The following is a 20,049-nucleotide window of genomic DNA, read 5'->3' as shown; positions in this document are numbered from 1 at the left end:
TCATATTTTAAAGAAGTTCCAGAAGTGCATCTCTATCAACAGCAGCCATCAATTCCACAATTTTATTATATTTATCTTTATAGTCATCCGGAATACTGTAATCGGACAGCATCTTCATTATTCCATCAGCCGTGTCAAAATCGTAGGCTTCCAATAATTCTTTCATATCTGAAAAAGCGCCTTCAAGTTCATCTACCGGTATTTCAGGAAGGTCAGTTTCTTCGCTCTTTTCAATTGCGGGCTGAAGTTTATCCTTATAGCTTCTGTAAAGAGCTAAAAGCTCAGGAGTCTTTCCCTTTATCTCTTCAGTACTCTCATCATTACCGCATTTTTCAAGATATGCGGCATCTTCAGAAAGCTTCATCGCACCAAGCAGCCTGGCTGAACTTTTCAGTGCATGAACAGCAACCGTATAATTTCTGTAATCATTATCTGCTGCAAATCGTTCAATATTATCAGCCTTCGAATCTATGGACACATGGAATTCCTCTATAACATTTTGAAGAATATCAAGGCTTCCGCAGTTTTTTAATGCCTCCTCGTAGTCTATACCTTCTATGGTTTTATAAAGCTTTTGTCTCTCATCGTTCTCATCTTTATCATAGACGTCTTCTGATTCTTCCTCAAGTATCAGCTTTTCAGAAGGCAGATATGTCTTAAGCATATCCTCCAGAAGTCCGCCGTCAATCGGTTTTGAGAGATAATCATCAAAACCGGCTGCCATATATTCCTCCCTGGCACCTGCACCTGCATTTGCCGTAAGTGCGATGCACGGAGCATCAACAGATAGATTTTCCTCCATCTTCTTCATTGCAGCAAGGGTTTCAAGGCCATCCATTTCCGGCATTCTATGATCTATGAAAATCGCATCATATTTTTTATTCTTTACCTTTTCAAGCGTCTCCCTTCCACTCTCAGCGGTATCAATCTGTATCTGCGTTGTCTTTAGAAGTCCCTTTACGACCGTTAGATTCATCGGAGTATCATCAACCACGAGAATTTCTGCCTCAGGAGCTTTGAATTTCTCATGATATTTTTCCAGTGTTTTTAGATATTCCTTGTACTTTTCCTTGAAGTCTCCCAGTTCTTCCCAGGATACAACCTGCTGTCGCACTTCAAATGAAAAATCAGAACCCTCACCGTATACACTCTTTACTTCAAGTCTCGTATCCATGAGTGCAAGCAGCTTCTTAACTATGCTCATTCCAAGGCCGGTACCCTCTATTGAACGGTTCCGGATTTCCTCAATTCTTTCGAAGGGTGAATATAGCTTATTTATATCCTCTTCCTTTATTCCTATACCGGTATCAATCACCTGAAATCTAAGCATAATGGTCTTATCATCTACTTTTCTGTAGCTGATATTGAGTGCAACACTTCCTTCCTCGGTGTACTTTACAGCATTTGAAAGTACATTGGTTACGCACTGCTTTATTCTGATTTCATCTCCGATAAGAACAGTAGGCAGCGTCTCATCTATATTAAGTTCGAGTTTAAGCCCCTTTTCTTCGGCTTTTACAGCCACCATATTTATGAGGTCGTTTATTGTTGATCCCAAATGATACTGCACCGGAAGAATATCCATTTTACCTGCTTCAATCTTTGAGAAGTCCAGTATGTCGTTTATTATTCCAAGAAGAGAATTTCCGGCGCTTTTTACATTATTTGCATACTCAAGAATTCTGTCGTTATCCGACTCCCTGAGTATCATCTCATTCATTCCGAGGACTGCATTTATGGGAGTCCTTATTTCATGAGACATATTAGATAAAAAGGACGACTTTGCTTCACTGGCCTTTTGCGCAACCTCGAGCTCCTTTTCAAGCTCCTGTTTCGCTTTTAATCGTCCTATATAGTCCTCTATGGAATGAACCGTGGTTTGCATGGATTCATGAAGAACCTGTATCTCATCACCTGTTTTTATTGTAAGATTGTCAACCTTTTTTCCTACCTCAAGCTTTGTATCGTCATCAGCATTGGCGTAGTCATACATAAAATCAGACATACGTCCGATAGGGCTGCCTATGACCATCTTCGTGTAAAAATTTGCTATTGCAGCAAACGGCACACCCACGCACATCATGAGTAGTATCATCTTTATATCAAAGCCAAGAGCTGCATCATCAAATTTGAAATCAAGGTCTTTAATTTCCTGAACCATATCTTCGGTATTTTCTATATGGACCGGTTCACGTCTCTCAATACCTCCCACAAACATATTTTTCAGGTCCGGGAAAAGGATCATCATATAAACAGCAACAGCTATACCAAGAATTAGTTCAAGTGCGATGATAATAGCAGTAATTTTAACACTTAATTTGGTCTTTCTGACATTCTTCTGTAGCTCCTTGTTTTCTTCATACGCCTTAGTATAAGCAATCCCAATTGGAAAAAATATTTTTATAAAATCGGGTGCTTTTGACAGAATGATATATACAACAAGTACTGAGAATATTACAGAATACACATCCCTGCAAATATAGTCGATAAAATGAGAGATATTGGAAAGATCATATCTTCCGACCTGTACCACTGACAGGCAGGCATATTCGATAAGTGTAGTAATAAGAAGTGTCGCAATGCAGGCAATAGCAGTCTTTTTAATATTTTTAAAAAACATATATTGTGCAAAAATGGAAATGCATAGCGTTGCAACAAGAAAAATCGACATATTGTAAGCTGTTGTAAGCGCTGAAGCGATAGAGACAACGAAAGCTATCATAAACGAAATCATGCCAAAGAAATAACCAAACAGACCACCGACAAGAAGAAACGGCAACAGATAAAATGTAAACAAGATCTTATCGTCATGTACATACATAAACTTATCGCCATACAGGGAAGTATAAACACATAATGACGTAAGGATTATCCATATAAGAACAGAAACGCATTTATATACAGCGCTTATTTTTTTTACTTTATTATCCATAGAAACCTCTCTTATTTCCTAAGCCTGTTAACGTTTCTATAAATAATAATAACGCAGTGCAAACAATGAAGTCCACACTGCGAATTATTAAAAAAGCGTAAATAAATTATCGTTCTTTAAGGTTGAAATCAAATTAAAAAGAAACTTTTAAATCAATTCAAAGTCTTCAGAATTATCAGTAGTTGAGTCAAATCCAACAAACACCTTGAAGTCCCCGGGCTCACTGTCATTTTTATTCTCGATTGTCCAAAACCTCAGCATATCTTCGGATATATCAAAACTAATTTCTTTTGATTCTCCGGGCAATAATGAAACCTTCCTAAAGCCTTTAAGTTCCTTAATCGGTCGGACTCTGCTCCCTACCATATCACGTATATAGAGCTGAACTGTCTCTGTTGCCTCATGGAAGCCTGTATTCCTTACAGTCACCGTTGCTCTTATAAAGTCATCCTCATCCGCTTTATTCAATGTATTCTTATTCAAGATGACATCGGATATTTTAAACTGCGAATAGGTAAGTCCGAATCCGAATGGATACCTGGCCTCATTTGGACAATCAAGGTATCTTGTCGTGAAAATTGAAAGACCTTCCGAAGGCTTAGGTCTTCCTGTTGAAAAAGCATTGTAATTTAAAGGCGCCTGCGCCGCACTATAAGGGAAGCTCATGGATAGTTTGCCGGATGGTGAATAGTTACCGCCGAGTACATCCATAATTCCATGGCCACCTTCAGTTCCTGGTCTGAAGCATATCATAAGAGCATCAGATTTCTCCGGAATATTTTCAAGTTCAAGTGGTCTTCCGCAAAAAATAAGTGTAATGATATGTTTATCATTTCTAAACTTCTTGCAGATTTTTTCAAACAGTTTCTTTTGAGCTCTGGGAATTCTTAGATCCGTTTTACTTGTGGACTCTCCTGACTGACCAATATGTTCTCCGAGACAGAACACTATCTCGTCAGCCCACTCTGCTACTTCCATGGCTTTCTTAAACAGCTTTTTGTTTTTCTCTTTTTCTTTTTCATCCGAAAAAGTTCCGTTCATGAACTCATCGCCGTTTGATGCTATAAGACATCCTTTTGCGACTTTAATTCTGGTATCTGTATCATCGTACAGCTCTTTTGCCGCCTTTTTTACAGATACAGCATCCTTAGAATCACAGGATATAGCCCAGGAGCTGTGAAGATTTTTCTCATCTGAATAAGGGCCTATAAATGCTATTTTCTTTTCAACCAGAGGAAGTGCATTATAGTCGTTCTTTAAAAGAACAAGCGACTTTCTGACAGCATCTCTTGCTATCTCACGATTTTTATCAGAAAGACATTCTTCTTGTTCTCTTGTTGCAGAAGCGCCTCTGAACGGGTCCTCAAAAAGACCCAGATCATTTTTCAAAGTAAGAACCCTCATAACAGCTTCATCCAGAAGATCCTTGGAAATTTTTCCTTCATCCAACAGCTCTTCAAGATTTCTTCCGTAGCTTTCCGTGCACATATCAATATCGACACCCGCCTTCATGGCAAGCTCAGCTGCTTCCTTTAGATCCTTTGCAAAGCCCCAGGTCGCCATCTCAGCAACAGCTGCCCAGTCAGAAATAAGAACTCCGTCAAACTCCATCTCATTTCTGAGTATGTCTCTCATAAGCCATGTATTTCCTGAGGAAGGGATACCATTAAGCGTATTAAAGCTGGTCATCACAAGTCTTGCACCTTTTTTTATTCCTTCAGCGTATGCAGGTAAATACTGATCTCTGAGCATGGATTCAGACAGCTCAACACTGTTATAATCTCTTCCCGATGTAGCAGCACCATAGGCAGCAAAGTGCTTCACGCAGGCTGCAATATGATTTATATCTTTTAAGTCTTTTCCCTGGTAGCCTTCTACCATTGCAGAGACCATCTTACCATTGAGATAAGGATCCTCACCGGTTGACTCAAGAACTCTTCCCCATCTTGCATCCCTTACAAGATCCCCCATGGGAGAAAATGTCACATGTACGCCTTCTGCAGCAGCTTCTCTTGCCTGAACCTCAGCTCCCGTTTTGGCAATCTCAGGATCAAACGTAGCACCTTGTCCGAGCGGGCAGGGAAATACAGTTTTGTGACCATGAATAACATCCAACATAAACAAAAGCGGAATGTGGTGCGGATGCTTATCCATGTACTTTTTCTGAATTTCTATGATCTTCTCCGCGCCCCAAATACCAAGAGTACTTCCAACAAGACTCTTTTCTTCCTCGCTTGCACCTTCATCACTAAGGCCTGTTACTGCAGCATTTTCCTCAAAGGCCTGTCCCGGAAGCTGAACCAGCTGCAACACCTTTTCTTTAAGTGACATATCATCAAGGAGCTTCTTTAAATCTTCGTTTTTCATGTGTAATCCCCTTTTTATACAAAAATTTTACGCTGATGTACTTCTTATTACATACATCAGCGTAATTAATTCTAATATATTTTCAATTAAATTGCATCAAAAGTATTTCTGATTTCTCTTATGAAATCCTCGGAATTAAGCTTTTTAGCATTGGGATTGGTAGTAATGAGAAGAAGATCTCCTGTCATCTTTCCATCCTCAATAGTCTTAAGTGTTGCTTTTTCCATCTTATCAGCCCAATCAATAAGTCCCTGTATTCCATCAAGTTCTCCGCGCTTTCTCATCGCGCCTGTCCATGCAAAGATAGTTGCCACAGGATTGGTAGAAGTCTCCTCACCCTTCAGGTATTTGTAATAGTGGCGCTGAACGGTTCCGTGTGCTGCCTCGTACTCATATATTCCTTCCGGAGAAACAAGAACTGAAGTCATCATTGCAAGAGATCCACATGCAGAAGAAACCATATCACTCATTACATCTCCGTCATAATTCTTGCATGCCCAGATGAATCCACCCTTTGACTTCATTACACGTGCAACAGCATCGTCAATAAGTGTGTAGAAATATTCAATACCTGCTGCATCGAATCTGTGCTTATAGTCCTTCTCAAAAGTGGTATCAAAAATTTCTCTAAATCTTGCATCATAGGTCTTACTGATAGTATCCTTTGTTGCAAACCAAAGATCCTGCTTGGTTGAAAGAGCATATTCAAAACAAGCCTTTGCAAAGCTCTTTATTGAGGCATCCTTATTGTGAATTCCCTGAATTATACCGGGGCCGTCAAACTCCTGTATTGTCTGTCTTATCTCTTTGCCGTCTTCCCCTGTAAATACAAGCTCTGCCTTGCCTGCTCCGGGAACAGCAATTTCAACATTTTTATATACATCGCCATAAGCATGTCTAGCGAGAGTTATGGGTTTTTCCCAGGTTTTTACATTTGGCTCGATACCCTTAACAAGGATCGGTGCGCGGAAAACTGTTCCATCAAGCATCGCTCTGATTGTACCGTTTGGACTCTTCCACATCTGCTTGAGATCATACTCCTCAACACGTGCTGCGTTTGGCGTAATGGTTGCACATTTTACTGCAACACCATACTTTTTTGTGGCATTGGCACTGTCTATAGTAACCTTATCATCTGTCTCGTCACGATACTTAAGACCAAGATCATAATAATCACTCTTAAGCTCGATATAGGGTTCAATAAGTTCTTCCTTGATCATCTTCCAGAGAATTCTGGTCATCTCATCCCCGTCCATCTCAACAATGGGTGTAGTCATTTTAATTCTGGACATATAAGCTCCTCTCCTTAGTTAAACATTTCAAGTAAACCATTCTTAACCATATTATCATAAGCACTGTGCATGTGCCTATTGGCAATTTCTTCGGCCCTGTCGGGATCTTTATCTCTTATGGCCTCCATTATACTGCGATGCTCATTATTGGAATCCTTACCTCGGCTACCGGTTAAAGTCTTCTGTCTTATGAGCCATACATATTGATGATAATCCTTTAAAAGATGCTCAAGCATCTTCGAATTGCATGATTCATAAAGAATTGTATGGAATCTGTTATCAAGCTCTGCAAGCTGATCAAAATGGCCCTTTTTCTCATGAAAATCAGCCAGATAAACTATCTCTTCAAGCTCTTCAAGCTGTTCCTTTGTTATATTCTCGCAGGCCCATCTTGCACAAAGTCCTTCAAGTCTTGAACGAATCATATAAATGTCTCTGACATCAGAAGCACTTATACCTACTACATACGCTCCTTTGTTCGGTATTATCTGAACCAGGCCTTCAAGCTCTAGTTGGCGCAGAGCTTCTCTCACCGGCGTCCTGCTTACTCCAAGCTCTTCGCCGATTGCTACTTCCTTTAATTCCTCATGATCTTCATATTTACCATTTAAAATATCCTCTCTTATCCTGTGAAAAACACGGCCCCGAAGAGAATATTTATCGGTAACTTCCTGTTTTAAATCTTTCTTTTCCATGATTTTACCTTTGCCCCTCATCCGCCCTTCGGGCACCTTCCCCCCAGGGGAAGGCATTATTTGATTGAGCCATCCCGAACTTCGATACCAATTAGTTTTGATACTTCATCTATTTTGGCTGTGAGTTCTTCGTCATACATAACTGTTACACGGCCGTTCTCATACTCACCGTCAACCCATTCCTTCAATATCTGAACAAGCTTGGAATCCTTACCAAGTGCTGCATCGTCCTTAAGGTGATAGTGAACGTTTATCCAATGTGCAATTCCCGCAAGACCCGAAGTGTTGGAAACCGCGCTTACCGGAGGTCTTCCAAGGAACTTATCCGTATCAAAGATATTATAAATCTCCTCGTTCTTTAGAAGTCCGTCAGCATGGATACCGGCTCTTGTCACGTTAAAGTTTTTACCTACAAAAGGTGTCTGAGGCGGAATCTTGTAACCAAGTTCCTTCTCGTAATATTGGGCAAGCTCTGTTATAACCTGTGTATTCATGCCGTTTAGTGTACCCTTTAACTGCGCATACTCGAAGATCATAGCTTCGAGAGGTGTATTTCCCGTTCTCTCTCCTATACCGAACAGAGAAGCATTGACTCCTGAACAACCATAGAGCCATGCAGTAGTCGAATTGGACACTGCTTTATAAAAATCATTGTGTCCGTGCCACTCAATGAGCTCACTGGGAACACCTGCATTTGTGTTAAGAGCATATATAATACCTTGTACGCTTCTGGGAATAACAGCACCCGAGAAATTAACGCCATAGCCCATCGTATCGCAGGCACGAACTTTAATCGGAATACCATACTCCTCGCGAAGCTTCATAAGCTCAACACAGAAAGGAACAACAAATCCGTAAATATCAGCTCTTGTAATATCCTCAAGGTGGCATCTGCAGGCAATACCTTCTTCAAGACAATCTCTGATTACACTAAGGTAGTGATCAAGTGCCTGTCTTCTTGTCATTTTAAGCTTCAGGAAAATATGATAATCAGAGCAGCTTACAAGAATTCCGGTTTCCTTCATTCCAATCTCTTTTACAAGCTTGAAATCCTCTTTGCTGGCTCTGATCCAGCTTGTTACTTCAGGGAACTTATATCCCCTCTCCATACATTTATAAACTGCATCTCTGTCCTTCTTGCTGTAAAGGAAAAACTCACTTGCCCTGATCATGCCGTTAGGACCACCGAGCTCATGAAGCATATCATATATCTTTACAATCTGCTCTGTAGAATACGGAGCTCTTGACTGCTGACCATCGCGGAAAGTAGTATCTGTAATCCAGATATCCTTTGGCATATTATGCGGAACAATTCTATCATTAAACGGAATCTTCGGAACCTCATCATAAGGGAACATGTTTCTGAAAACATTGGGCTTTTCAACATCGTCCAAAATATACATATGCTCTTCAATCTGTAAAAGATTGTTGTGCTCATTCATTGTCACCGGTCTGTTCTGGAAAGTCTGATCCTGCATTTCTGGTTCCTCCTAAAAACACCTAACTTAATAGAATTCATTAAAATGATTTTAAATAATTGTTTTGCATTATTGTATACAATAATACCATATATGTCAACGCGTTAATGCAATAAAGTGCAAGTTATAAAAAATACCCACGGAATATTTTCCGTGGGCTTTCTGTTTATCTGAGTTTGAATTGATTTATCAGTCTAGTAAGGTCTTCCGATTGCCGGGTAAGCTCTTGGGAAACATTGCTGGATTCCTGGGCTGTTTCGGAGTTGCTTTGGACAACCGTTGAAATCTGATCAATACCGTCATTGATTTCCTCCATGCTGGCTGCCTGTTGCTGTGCCATCTCTCCCGTCTCTACTATCATACCTGTAATTTCTTCAACTGAGGACTGCATCTGCTGAAGAGCATCGGTGGTTTCTCCTACTACGTCATTTCCGTTTCGGATTTCTTCCATAGTATCCTGAATTAGCTGATGTGTATTCTTTGCAGCCTCACTACTCTGACTGGCAAGAGTACTGATCTCTTCTGCAACAACCGCAAAGCCCTTACCAGATTCGCCGGCTCTTGCTGCCTCAATTGAAGCATTAAGAGCAAGCAGCTGCGTCTGTTTTGCAATTGATTCAATAGTATTGGTTACCTGTTCGATTTCATTGGATGCCTCAGTAATCCTAATCATCGCATCCGTTACAAGATGCATCTTTCGTGCACTTGCATCAGCATCATCGCGAACTCTGTCCGCCATCTGCCTTGATCTCTCAGCTGTTTCTGCCATAGTCTTAGTCTGAGCTGTAACCGTAGCAACAGATGCCGTTAGTTCTTCAACCGCTGCCGCCTGATCCGTTGCACCTTCAGCAAGGTCAGTTGCTCCCCTGCTCATGCCGTTTGCGCCTTCGGATACATGATTAGATGATTCCTGTACATGTGAAAGAGTATCTGACAGTGAATCTGTAATATTGTTAAGAGCTTCATTTATGGGTGCAAAGTCTTCTTTATAAAGTTCAGGATGAAGCGTTCCCTGAGTAAAGTCACCGTCGGCAACCATTTTCAAAGTTTCCCTGATATCGGAAACAATCTGAGCTGTTACAGCTGTTGAAGAATTCAGATCACTTGCCAGTTTACCAAGCTCATCCTCTGATGTGTAATCAATATTGATATCAAGATTACCTCTGGACATCTGATCAGCAGCCTTGGAAATCTCCTCAACAGGTGCCAGAATTGAATAGGACAGTTTCTTCTTAACATCCACAATATAGATAAGTACCATCGCGACTATGATAAATGTGATTATGGACATTATAGCTCCGATAATAAGCGAATTTCTGTAGGCAGCAGCTGCAGCTTCAGTAGTTGAACTCGAAACTGTCTTAAAGTCTTTTACAGCAACATCTATTGAGGGATAAAGGGTATCATTAAAATAGTAGAACAAATCATCTGAAGAGGATCCATCCGCAAACATATTCCCTAGTGTTTTTCCATTGTTTTCTACTGTTTTTAAATCATTAGAAACAGTATTTATGGCATCGTCGTCATCGGAAATAGCAGCAAGCTTAGTTAGGTTGTCGCTGAACTCGCCAAACTTTTCCATAGCTTTACCAAGCTGTTCCTCTCTTATAGCATCATCAGGTGATGACAGCGCCCAAAGAAAAGCCTTTGACAGCGCCTGCATATCAATTCTGATATCTGCCTGAACAGTATTCATATTGTAATACTTACGATAGATAGTTCTTATGGAAACTACAGCAAATGCCAGGGTTAATACAAGAATTGCTATAGCAACACAGAACATGATAATGATCTGCTTGAACGTGGAATTGAACTTCTCCTGCACGCTCATGTCATGCATCTTTTTTTCGTTGACTTTCACAAGATTTTTTATACCCATAATTGTCTCCGTTCATATTCCGGCGCATACTCGAAATAATTGATATTTCCTGCCCCTCAAAACAAAAAAACTGTTACACATACATTTTAACAGACTAATCGAAATATGCATTGATTTGTGTACGATTTTTCTAAAATTTAATATTTCGTTTATGATTAAATAAAATAACCTGCAACAGAATAATCTGATGCAGGTTATATAATGTTATTTTACTTTGACTTTATAGGTTTTTGTAAATTTACTGTAATACTTCTTGCCATCATACTTTTTGTAAGCTCTTACTTTTATGTAGTACTTTCCTTTGGCAAGTTTACTTAACGTATATGTCTTGTTTTTTGTATCAATGTCTTTCCATGAGCCGCCGCTCTTTTTGTAACGAATCTGATATCCTGTCGCATAAGAAACCGCTTTATATTTTATCTTAAGAGTTCCCTTTGTAGCCCTAAGAGAAGAGACAGTTACTTTTGAAGCCTTAACCTGCTTCATCTTTTCAAGGCCGCTCGGATTTCCGACAGTAACTTTGCAAACTGCTATAACATTTCCAACAGCGTTTTTGGCTTTAATTTGAGTCTTACCAACTTCCACAGCAGTAATATAAGCTTTATTGTAGGCACCCTCATCTCGATCTACGGTTGCCACAGTGATATCATCGCTCTCCCAGTAAATTGTCTTATCCTTAACAACAACCGGTGTAGCTATCCCTTCGACGGTCTCTACTTCTCCGGGATCAAGTTGTATCTCATTCACCGTAAGCGAAAGTTCAGAATATGCATCTCCTGCAGTTACAGCTAATACAGATCCGGCATATTCTACATCTTCCATACCGAAGCCCTTAGCAAAGATGAAAATGAAGAGTGCAAATACTATTCCTACTACTAACTGTCTAAAATGTTTATCCAAATGCATATATGTCCCTCCTTATAGTCACTTCATAACAATGTTGCAAATCTTTCCGGGTACATAGATCTCTTTGATAATATTTCCATCAAATTTTCCGGATATAGCCTCTCTTGCCTTGGCAAGAACCTCATCCTTAGGATCGTCCTTACCGATTGAAATTGTAGCTCTTACCTTACCGTTAACCTGTACAGCAATTTCTACAGTGTTTTCAACTGTAAGCGCCTCATCAAACTCAGGCCATGTCTGCTGATAGAGTCTGCCCTCTCCGCCGATCCTCTGCCATATCTCCTCAGTGATATGGGGTGCAACAGGATTAAGCATTGTAATGAGAGTCTTATACTCAGCCTTAGTAACAGCATTTTTCTTATAAAAATCATTTATAAGTGACATCATTGCTGCAATTGCTGTGTTGTACTTAAGGTTCTCGAAGTCACTTGAAACCTTCTTGATTGTTCTGTGCATCTCACCCTTAAGTTCTTCTGAGTACTCATCGCCATCTACCATAATGTCCTGGAGCTTCCATACTCTTTCAAGGAATCTGCGACAGCCCTTAACACCATCCTCTGACCATGATGCAGCAAGATCAAATGCACCGATAAACATCTCATAAGTCCTGAGTGTATCAGCACCGTAATCCTCAACGATATCATCAGGATTAACGACATTACCGCGGGATTTACTCATCTTCTCGCCGTTCTCACCAAGGATCATACCGTGGCTTGTTCTCTTCTGATAAGGCTCTGATGTAGGTACTACGCCCTGATCATAGAGGAACTTATGCCAGAATCTGGAATACAGAAGATGAAGAGTTGTATGCTCCATTCCTCCGTTATACCAGTCAACGGGAAGCCAGTACTTAAGTGCTTCCTTACTTGCAAGTGCTTCCTTGTTTGTAGGATCTGTGTATCTGAGGAAGTACCAGGATGAACCTGCCCACTGAGGCATGGTATCGGTCTCTCTCTTAGCAGGGCCTCCGCAGCAAGGGCATGTGGTATTAACCCAGTCTGTCATAGCTGCAAGCGGTGATTCACCGTTATCCGTAGGCTCATAGCTGTCTACTTCGGGAAGAAGAAGAGGAAGCTCTGATTCATCAATCGGAACAAATCCACACTTCTCACATTCAACAATCGGAATAGGCTCGCCCCAGTATCTCTGACGGGAGAATACCCAGTCACGAAGCTTATAATTAACCTGCGCATGACCGATTTTCTTTTCCTCAAGGAATGAAATCATCTTTTCCTTGGCATCATTTACGGAAAGGCCGTTGATGAAGTCTGAGTTGATAAGAACGCCTGTGGCAACATCTGTAAATGCTGCTTCATTAACATCAACCTCTTCCCCATCCTTAGCCACAACCTGAATAATAGGAAGACCGAATTTCTTTGCAAACTCCCAGTCTCTGTCATCATGAGCAGGAACCGCCATAATAGCACCTGTACCATAGCTCATAAGTACATAATCGGAAACCCAGATCGGAATCTCTTTTCCGTTTACGGGATTTATTGCCTTAAGACCATCAATTTCAACACCGGTCTTATCTTTTGCAAGCTCAGCACGCTCGAAATCGGATTTCTTTGCAGCTTCTTCTCTGTATGCAAGAATAGCATCAAAATTATTTATCTTGTCCTTGTACTTATCAAGATAAGGATGTTCGGGAGAAACTACCATGTATGTTGCTCCGAAAAGGGTATCACATCTTGTAGTGTAAACAGTAAGCTTATCCTCAGTACCGGCAATCTCGAAATCAACCTCAGCACCGGTTGAACGTCCAATCCAGTTTTTCTGGGAGACCTTTACTCGCTCGATATAATCAACACCATCAAGGCCATCGATAAGCTTGTCAGCATACTCTGTAATCTTAAGCATCCACTCACTCTTAACCTTGCGGACAACCTCAGATCCACAGCGCTCACATACGCCGTTTACAACTTCCTCGTTTGCAAGGCCAACTTTACAGGATGTACACCAGTTGATGGGCATCTCCTTTTTATAAGCAAGACCCTCCTTGAAAAGCTTAAGGAAAATCCACTGTGTCCACTTGTAGTAATCAGGATCTGTTGTATTTATTTCTCTGTTCCAGTCAAAGGAATAACCCAAAGAATGAAGCTGATTCTTGAACTTCTTTACATTATTGGCTGTTACGATCTTAGGATGAATATGATTCTTGATCGCATAGTTCTCTGTAGGAAGACCGAAAGCGTCCCATCCCATGGGATAAAGAACATTATATCCCTGCATTCTGCGCTTACGCGCAACAATATCAAGCGCTGTATACGGTCTGGGATGACCTACATGGAGTCCCTGTCCTGAAGGATACGGAAACTCAACAAGCGCATAATACTTAGGCTTGGAATAATCATTACTTGCAGCAAATGCATTCTCATCATCCCAAACCTTTTGCCATTTCTGTTCAACTTCTTTGTGATTGTATAACTCTGACATTTATGATACCTCGGCTTTTATTGAAATTATAAACATAGTCAAGATTTTACCATACCGAAGTATCATAATTCAAGGATTCTGCAGATTATCGCAGATTACTTATGTTTAAAATATTTACTCAGACTTTCGATCGGGCCGGGCTTAGCATAGTGATAGCCCTGAATATAATCAAAACCACGATCAATACTGTACTTCTTTTGTGACTCATCCTCTACACCTTCAATAAGTGTGACAAAGCCGTTTTTCTTGAAAAACTCGATCATATAGGAAATGATATCATCGACCCTGTCATCCTGAATTGACTTGTAAAGCAGGGACTTATCAAACTTAATTGTCTGAACAGGCACGTCAACAACTCTTTCAAGATTGGAATAGCCGGTTCCGAAGTCATCCATATAAAGATGAATTCCTTCGCGGTTAAGCATATCCATATTATGCTTAACTGCCTCATAGTTTTCTGCCATCATAGACTCGGTTAATTCAAGTCTGATCATCTTCTGGTCAATGTTATAGCCATGAATTATGTCTAGAATTTCCTTATAAAAAGTCTTATCGGTAAAATCTGCAGTAGAGCAATTTATGGTTATTGCATCAAAATCATATTCCAAAGACAAATTTTCAACTGCCTTGCATACTTTATGTATCATTATGACCGTGAGCGCATGAATACAATTATTCCTCTCCGCAATTGGAATAAACATATCCGGAGGAATCATCTTTCCATCTATGTACAATCTCATAAGTGCCTCTGCAGATCTGAACTCATCTTTGTCTACACTATAAATAGGCTGCGCATAGCAGATAATACGCTCATCTTCTGCATCCATCTTCATTCTGACATCAAGAAGAGTCTGTTCAATCTTATAAATCTCATCAAAATCTCTGAAATCCGAACCGTTTGCAAAATAATAAACATTCTCACCATCAATAAGCTTTGTTTGTTTGATATACATCATGAACAGCTGCGTCCATTTGTTACCGACAGAAGAAAATCTCCTACTGTCTCCGCATACCCCAAGAAAATAGTGGAAATGGTCCTCTGTTCTGTCGTGAAATGCATCAAGAATATCCCGCATTTGTTCGGAATAATTCTGAGCATCTGAACGTTCTTTTGTCTCGATAAGAGCCATAAAGGTTCCAAAACTAATTCTATACAGCTGTATTTTTCTTGAAATTCTTTCTATCTCCCTACATACTCTTGCCATTTCTATAGAGAGCATCTCATAATCCGGACTAAAGGATGTATCTGTAAGCTGCGGGAAATCTATATAAGCCAAATAAAAAATTCTGCTTCTTCTTATATCAGTAATAAACCTGCTTTCCATTGCACTCACATTCTGACATCCGGTATCCTCATCATAAGGATTTGAATGGAATAGCAGATAGAAAGCAACCAAAGGGATGACGTAAGTCGACGCACTGAAAATAGCCCTTTTGTCGATAATCTGCAAAATGAGAACTATAATATCGAGAGGCACGACAATCAGAACTCCTCTTATTACAATTCGAGCTATGGTGCGTCTTCTGATCATGACTACAATAAAACATATGACTGCACACAACACGCCCATCATGCAATAAAAAGTTGTGAAATGTGTAATATCAATACCATCTGTCCTGACAAAATAAAGGCTTTTCATTGCAACCTGATAGACTACGCCTGAAAAATAAAAAAGCGCAATGGAAACATAGAGCATAATAATTACAGAACGTTTCTTTAATCTCTTTTCGCTCATGAGATTTATGTAATTAAAAATCAAGACAAGAATAGCCGCGTAAAGCACCAGGAAAAAGGTAAGAAGTGCAGTAAAAGTTGACCTGTTGTAGTAGACAGAAACGTTACTTGCCACTTCAACAATCATTATCTGCGTAGCCGTTGCCACTATGGCTGTCAAGACTCCAAGAACAAGGAATTTATAACTTTTTGATTTTTTAGGCCTAGTCAGTGACATGAATACCAGCAAAAGAATAGCAAGAAGAAGGCTGGCATACTCTCCAATAATGTCATATCTTAAGCCTATGTGCATACCAAAATGCGGCATATTTTAACCCCTCATAAGAAAATGATTTATAAAAACTCATAGTTATACATCTTCAAATTTATCGTAACATAAAGATATAAGTACGATTTAAAGAAACTATAAAATAACAATAAAATAGCTGACATTCCGTATATAGAATGTCAGCTAATAAAATTCAAAATAGCAAATCCTTAAAGATTCTCTGTAAGAGATTAATCTTCGATGCCATTCTCCTTAACCTTCTCAGCTCTAGCTGCTACTTCCTTAGCCTGAATATCCTGAGGAGCCTGTTCGTAGCGAGCGAAGCTATACTCATAGTCACCTGCACCACCGGTCATGGAACGAAGCGTTGTGCAGTATCCGAAGAGTTCCATCATAGGAACATCAGCCTCAATAACCTGCTTGCCATCACCTGTAGGATTCATGCCGAGCACGCGTCCTCTTCTCTTATTGAGATCACCCATTACATCTCCGGTGAATGAATCCGGAACAGTCACCTTGAGTGAAGCAATAGGCTCAAGAAGTACGGGAGTTGCATCCATGAAGCCCTTCTTGAAGGCATTGCTTGCTGCAACCTTGAAAGCCATTTCAGATGAATCTACCGGGTGATAGGATCCATCATAAAGAGTAGCCTTAACACCAACAACGGGATAAGCTGCAAGAGGTCCTCTCTGGGAAGCCTCAGCAATACCCTTTTCAACTGCCGGGAAGTAGTTCTTCGGAACAGCTCCGCCTACTACAACCTGATCAAATATATAAGCCTTGCTGTCGTCACCTGAAGGCTCGAAGCGCATCTTAACGTGTCCGTACTGGCCGTGTCCACCGGTCTGCTTCTTATATTTGTATTCCACATCAGAATTCTTGCGGATAGTCTCTCTGAAAGCTACCTTCGGCTTATCGAGATCAACGGCTACCTTATACTCGTTGAGAAGCTTACTTACTGCGATTTCAAGGTGCATATCACCCATACCGTAGATAAGTGACTGATGATTCTCTGCATCGTTTACAACCTTAAGAGTAGCATCCTCAGCAGAAAGCTTAGCCAGAGACTGAGCAATCTTATCAATATCAGCCTTATTCTGAGCCTTATATCTCATGTATGTATAGGGCTGTGAAATATCCATAGGTGCATACTGTACAGGATTAGCCTTGGTTGAAAGTGTGTCACCTGTGGATACATCAAGTTTCTGAAGAGCACCGAAATCACCTGCATGAAGCTCGGGAACCTCGATAGTCTTATTACCCTGCATTACATATATCTTACCAATCTTAACTTCTGTATCCTTATTGGAATCGTACATTATGTCATCAGTCTTGATAACGCCTGAACGAACCTTGATCATGGAGTATTTTCCAATAAAAGGATCCATCATGGTCTTAAATACGAAAGCTGTCTTCGGCTTGGAGAAATCGAAGTTAGCTTCGAAAATCTCATTGGTCTTCATGTTAATTCCGGCCATCTTACGGTTCTCGGGAGCCGGCATATACTTAACAATATCGTCAAGAAGTGTGTAAACACCCTGTGCAAGGATACTTGATCCCATCTCGATAGGAACAATGGATCCGTCACATACGTTGGTTCTGAGTGCTGATCTGATCTCCTGCTCTGAGAAAGTATCGCCGCTGAAGTATCTGTCCATGAATTCTTCACTGGTCTCAGCAACTGCTTCCATAAGAGTGTCACGATACTGCTGCATGTATTCCTTGTTATACTCGGGAACTTCACACTCTACCGCATCCTTACCTTCCCAACGGAAGCCCTTTTCCTGAATTATATTTACATAGCCGACAAACTTCTCATTTTCACGAGAAGGCATGTTGAACGGAGCTATCTTCTTACCATACTTATCTGTAAGATCCTGAACAACCTGTCTGTAGGAAGCATCATCGATATCCATATCAGAAACGAAGAACATACGCGGAATACCATACTTCTCGCAAAGATCCCATGCTCTCTCTGTTCCTACTTCAACTCCTGCCTTACCGGAAACTACGATAATAGCTGCATCGGCAACACTCATAGCTTCCTGTACTTCTCCGACGAAGTCAAAGAATCCGGGTGCATCGAGGAGGTTGATCTTATGATCATCCCACTCCAATGCAATTGTAGATGTGCTGATTGAAAACTGACGCTTTTGTTCCTCTTTATCAAAATCACTGACTGTATTTCCATCAGCAACTTTGCCCATACGGGAAGTAATTCCTGCGAGGTAAGCCATAGCTTCAGCGAGTGAAGTCTTTCCGGCTCCCCCGTGGCCTAAGAGTACGACATTGCGTATTTTGTCACTTGTGTAAACTTTCATCTCTTGCTCCTCCAAGTCTTAAATTATGTTGGGAAAATTTAATGAAGAATATTTAGATTTCCCCCAAACCCTATAGGAACATTTTACTAAAATTGTACAAACAATACAAGTAATTCCATCAAATTTGCACAACTTATGATACAGCCCGAGATGTGGGTGGGAGACTCTATGTTATATATAAGCCTGATATGTAAATGTGATAAAGTTACGTTTTCGTCTACGTCGTGATTTGCATCCACATCTCTGGCTTTCAATAAACCATTTTTGTTCTCCCACCCACATCTCGGGCCATAAAACAGATGCGAACTTGAGCACCATGCCCATCCTTATAAAAGAAGGTTGTGAGGCAGATTATCAAAACTTCCAAGATAATGTTTTCAATTTATTAAAGCCCTAAGATCCTTGAAAAATTCCGGATAGGATATTCCTACGCATTTGTCATCGATGATTCTGGTGGTTCCTTCAGCAGCAAGGGCTGCAACGGCGAAACTCATGGCTATGCGATGATCGGCATCGGAATCAATATCTGTACCGTGAAGCGGTTTTCCGCCATGGATTATCATGCCATCGTCGGTGGGCTCAACGTCAGCGCCCATAGCCTTGAGGTTGTTGCAAACAGAATCAATACGGTTAGATTCCTTTACCTTTAGTTCTGCTGCATCCTTAATGATGGTTGTGCAATTAGCGGTCGCTGCTATAACAGCAAATATCGGAAGTTCGTCTATCATAGTGGGAATAAGTTTTCCACCAACTTCGAAGCGGCCGTTCTCATTGCCGTGCAGTTCTGAATAACGAACATGAAGGTCTGCTCTTGGTTCTATGGATTCATTCACATTCTCAAGCTGAATATCAGCGCCCATCTGAGTAAGGATGCTGAGTATTCCTGATCTTGTTTTATTGATTCCAACATTATGAATGACTACGTCAGAGCCGGGTACAAGAAGCGCTGCAGCGATAAAGTATGCCGCGGAGGATATGTCGCCCGGAACATTTATCTTGGTTCCGCGAAGCGGCATGCCGGGATGAAGGATTGTAGCAGAGCTTCCCCTGACGTCGACTTCGTTGTGTATGTCCGCACCAAAAGCACGAAGCATAAGCTCTGTATGATTTCTGCTAAGTGCAGGTTCATAAACCACTGTGTCACTGTCGGAATAAAGACCGGCAAGCACAATTGCTGATTTTACCTGGGCTGATGCTACAGGACTATGATAGGAAATACCATGAAGTTTCTTACCGCCTTTTATTATAAGCGGTGCGCAGTCATTCCCCATCGCAGAACTGATATCCGCTCCCATCTGCGAAAGTGGTTTGATAATTCTGTTCATGGGTCTCTTTTCGATTGAACTGTCGCCTGTGATCATAGAATCAAAAGGCTGCGCTGCAAGAATACCGGATAATAGTCTGGTAGTTGTACCACTATTACCTGTATAGAGTGTAGAATCAGGTTTCTTCAGGCCACGAAGTCCTTTTCCGTGAACTGTTATTGTAGGAACACCGTTCATCGGTCTTTGAGAATGTTCAATCAGAATGCCCAACTTTTTAAAACATTCTATTGTAGAAAGACAATCTCCGCTTTTGAGGAAGCCTGTTATTTCAGTGGTTCCCTCTGATAAAGCCCCAAACATAATACTTCTGTGTGAAATTGATTTGTCCCCGGGAACAAAAACATTACCCGTTAATGGTTTTGAACTTTTTTCAATACTGATCATTGTTAATTCCCTCTTTTTTCAAGCCTTAATA

General features: G+C 40.7%; 11 protein-coding genes. All 11 read right to left on the bottom strand.

The window, feature by feature from the left end:
* Positions 1 to 7: 7 nt before the first annotated feature.
* The gene (locus BMW61_RS00425) at positions 8 to 2,932 is read right to left on the bottom strand and encodes a response regulator (protein ID WP_091819385.1); all 2,925 of its coding nucleotides are present in this window, start codon (positions 2,930 to 2,932) and stop codon (positions 8 to 10) included.
* Positions 2,933 to 3,079: 147 nt separating this feature from the next.
* On the bottom strand, positions 3,080 to 5,299 hold the full coding sequence (locus BMW61_RS00420; protein WP_091819384.1) for a glycoside hydrolase family 3 N-terminal domain-containing protein: 2,220 nt from the start codon (positions 5,297 to 5,299) through the stop codon (positions 3,080 to 3,082).
* Positions 5,300 to 5,385: 86 nt separating this feature from the next.
* Positions 5,386 to 6,591 carry an NADP-dependent isocitrate dehydrogenase gene (locus BMW61_RS00415; protein ID WP_022759841.1) on the bottom strand — a complete coding sequence of 402 codons (1,206 nt, stop codon included), beginning with the start codon at positions 6,589 to 6,591 and terminating at the stop codon, positions 5,386 to 5,388.
* Between the two features lie 14 nt (positions 6,592 to 6,605).
* A complete protein-coding gene (locus BMW61_RS00410; RefSeq protein WP_026497581.1) occupies positions 6,606 to 7,286 on the bottom strand; it encodes a GntR family transcriptional regulator in 681 nt (226 codons plus the stop codon).
* Between the two features lie 56 nt (positions 7,287 to 7,342).
* Positions 7,343 to 8,764 carry a 2-isopropylmalate synthase gene (locus tag BMW61_RS00405; RefSeq protein WP_022759839.1) on the bottom strand — a complete coding sequence of 474 codons (1,422 nt, stop codon included), beginning with the start codon at positions 8,762 to 8,764 and terminating at the stop codon, positions 7,343 to 7,345.
* Between the two features lie 166 nt (positions 8,765 to 8,930).
* A complete protein-coding gene (locus BMW61_RS00400) occupies positions 8,931 to 10,643 on the bottom strand; it encodes a methyl-accepting chemotaxis protein (protein WP_091819383.1) in 1,713 nt (570 codons plus the stop codon).
* Between the two features lie 204 nt (positions 10,644 to 10,847).
* Entirely contained in the window at positions 10,848 to 11,549 is a 702-nt protein-coding gene (locus BMW61_RS00395; RefSeq protein ID WP_091819382.1) for a fibronectin type III domain-containing protein, read from the bottom strand.
* 18 nt (positions 11,550 to 11,567) lie between these two features.
* Positions 11,568 to 13,985, bottom strand: a complete 2,418-nt coding sequence (leuS, locus tag BMW61_RS00390; RefSeq protein ID WP_022759836.1) for a leucine--tRNA ligase — start codon at positions 13,983 to 13,985, stop codon at positions 11,568 to 11,570.
* Between the two features lie 95 nt (positions 13,986 to 14,080).
* The gene (locus tag BMW61_RS00385) at positions 14,081 to 16,027 is read right to left on the bottom strand and encodes an EAL domain-containing protein (RefSeq protein ID WP_091819381.1); all 1,947 of its coding nucleotides are present in this window, start codon (positions 16,025 to 16,027) and stop codon (positions 14,081 to 14,083) included.
* 191 nt (positions 16,028 to 16,218) lie between these two features.
* Positions 16,219 to 18,309 carry an elongation factor G gene (locus tag BMW61_RS00380; RefSeq protein WP_022759834.1) on the bottom strand — a complete coding sequence of 697 codons (2,091 nt, stop codon included), beginning with the start codon at positions 18,307 to 18,309 and terminating at the stop codon, positions 16,219 to 16,221.
* Between the two features lie 377 nt (positions 18,310 to 18,686).
* The gene (aroA, locus tag BMW61_RS00375) at positions 18,687 to 20,018 is read right to left on the bottom strand and encodes a 3-phosphoshikimate 1-carboxyvinyltransferase (RefSeq protein ID WP_091819380.1); all 1,332 of its coding nucleotides are present in this window, start codon (positions 20,016 to 20,018) and stop codon (positions 18,687 to 18,689) included.
* Positions 20,019 to 20,049: the final 31 nt, after the last annotated feature.

The sequence above is a fragment of the Butyrivibrio sp. ob235 genome, assembly GCF_900109475.1.
In the GTDB taxonomy this organism is placed as follows: Bacteria; Bacillota; Clostridia; order Lachnospirales; family Lachnospiraceae; genus Butyrivibrio.
This window is presented reverse-complemented; position numbering and strand designations above follow the sequence as displayed.

Bases quoted from the DNA above. Each gene is read 5' to 3' on its own strand.
- BMW61_RS00425 (WP_091819385.1), bottom strand. From the start codon at position 2,932: ATGGATAATAAAGTAAAAAAAATAAGCGCTGTATATAAATGCGTTTCT.
- BMW61_RS00420 (WP_091819384.1), bottom strand. From the start codon at position 5,299: ATGAAAAACGAAGATTTAAAGAAGCTCCTTGATGATATGTCACTTAAA.
- BMW61_RS00415 (WP_022759841.1), bottom strand. From the start codon at position 6,591: ATGTCCAGAATTAAAATGACTACACCCATTGTTGAGATGGACGGGGAT.
- BMW61_RS00410 (WP_026497581.1), bottom strand. From the start codon at position 7,286: ATGGAAAAGAAAGATTTAAAACAGGAAGTTACCGATAAATATTCTCTT.
- BMW61_RS00405 (WP_022759839.1), bottom strand. From the start codon at position 8,764: ATGCAGGATCAGACTTTCCAGAACAGACCGGTGACAATGAATGAGCAC.
- BMW61_RS00400 (WP_091819383.1), bottom strand. From the start codon at position 10,643: ATGGGTATAAAAAATCTTGTGAAAGTCAACGAAAAAAAGATGCATGAC.
- BMW61_RS00395 (WP_091819382.1), bottom strand. From the start codon at position 11,549: ATGCATTTGGATAAACATTTTAGACAGTTAGTAGTAGGAATAGTATTT.
- leuS (WP_022759836.1), bottom strand. From the start codon at position 13,985: ATGTCAGAGTTATACAATCACAAAGAAGTTGAACAGAAATGGCAAAAG.
- BMW61_RS00385 (WP_091819381.1), bottom strand. From the start codon at position 16,027: ATGCCGCATTTTGGTATGCACATAGGCTTAAGATATGACATTATTGGA.
- BMW61_RS00380 (WP_022759834.1), bottom strand. From the start codon at position 18,309: ATGAAAGTTTACACAAGTGACAAAATACGCAATGTCGTACTCTTAGGC.
- aroA (WP_091819380.1), bottom strand. From the start codon at position 20,018: ATGATCAGTATTGAAAAAAGTTCAAAACCATTAACGGGTAATGTTTTT.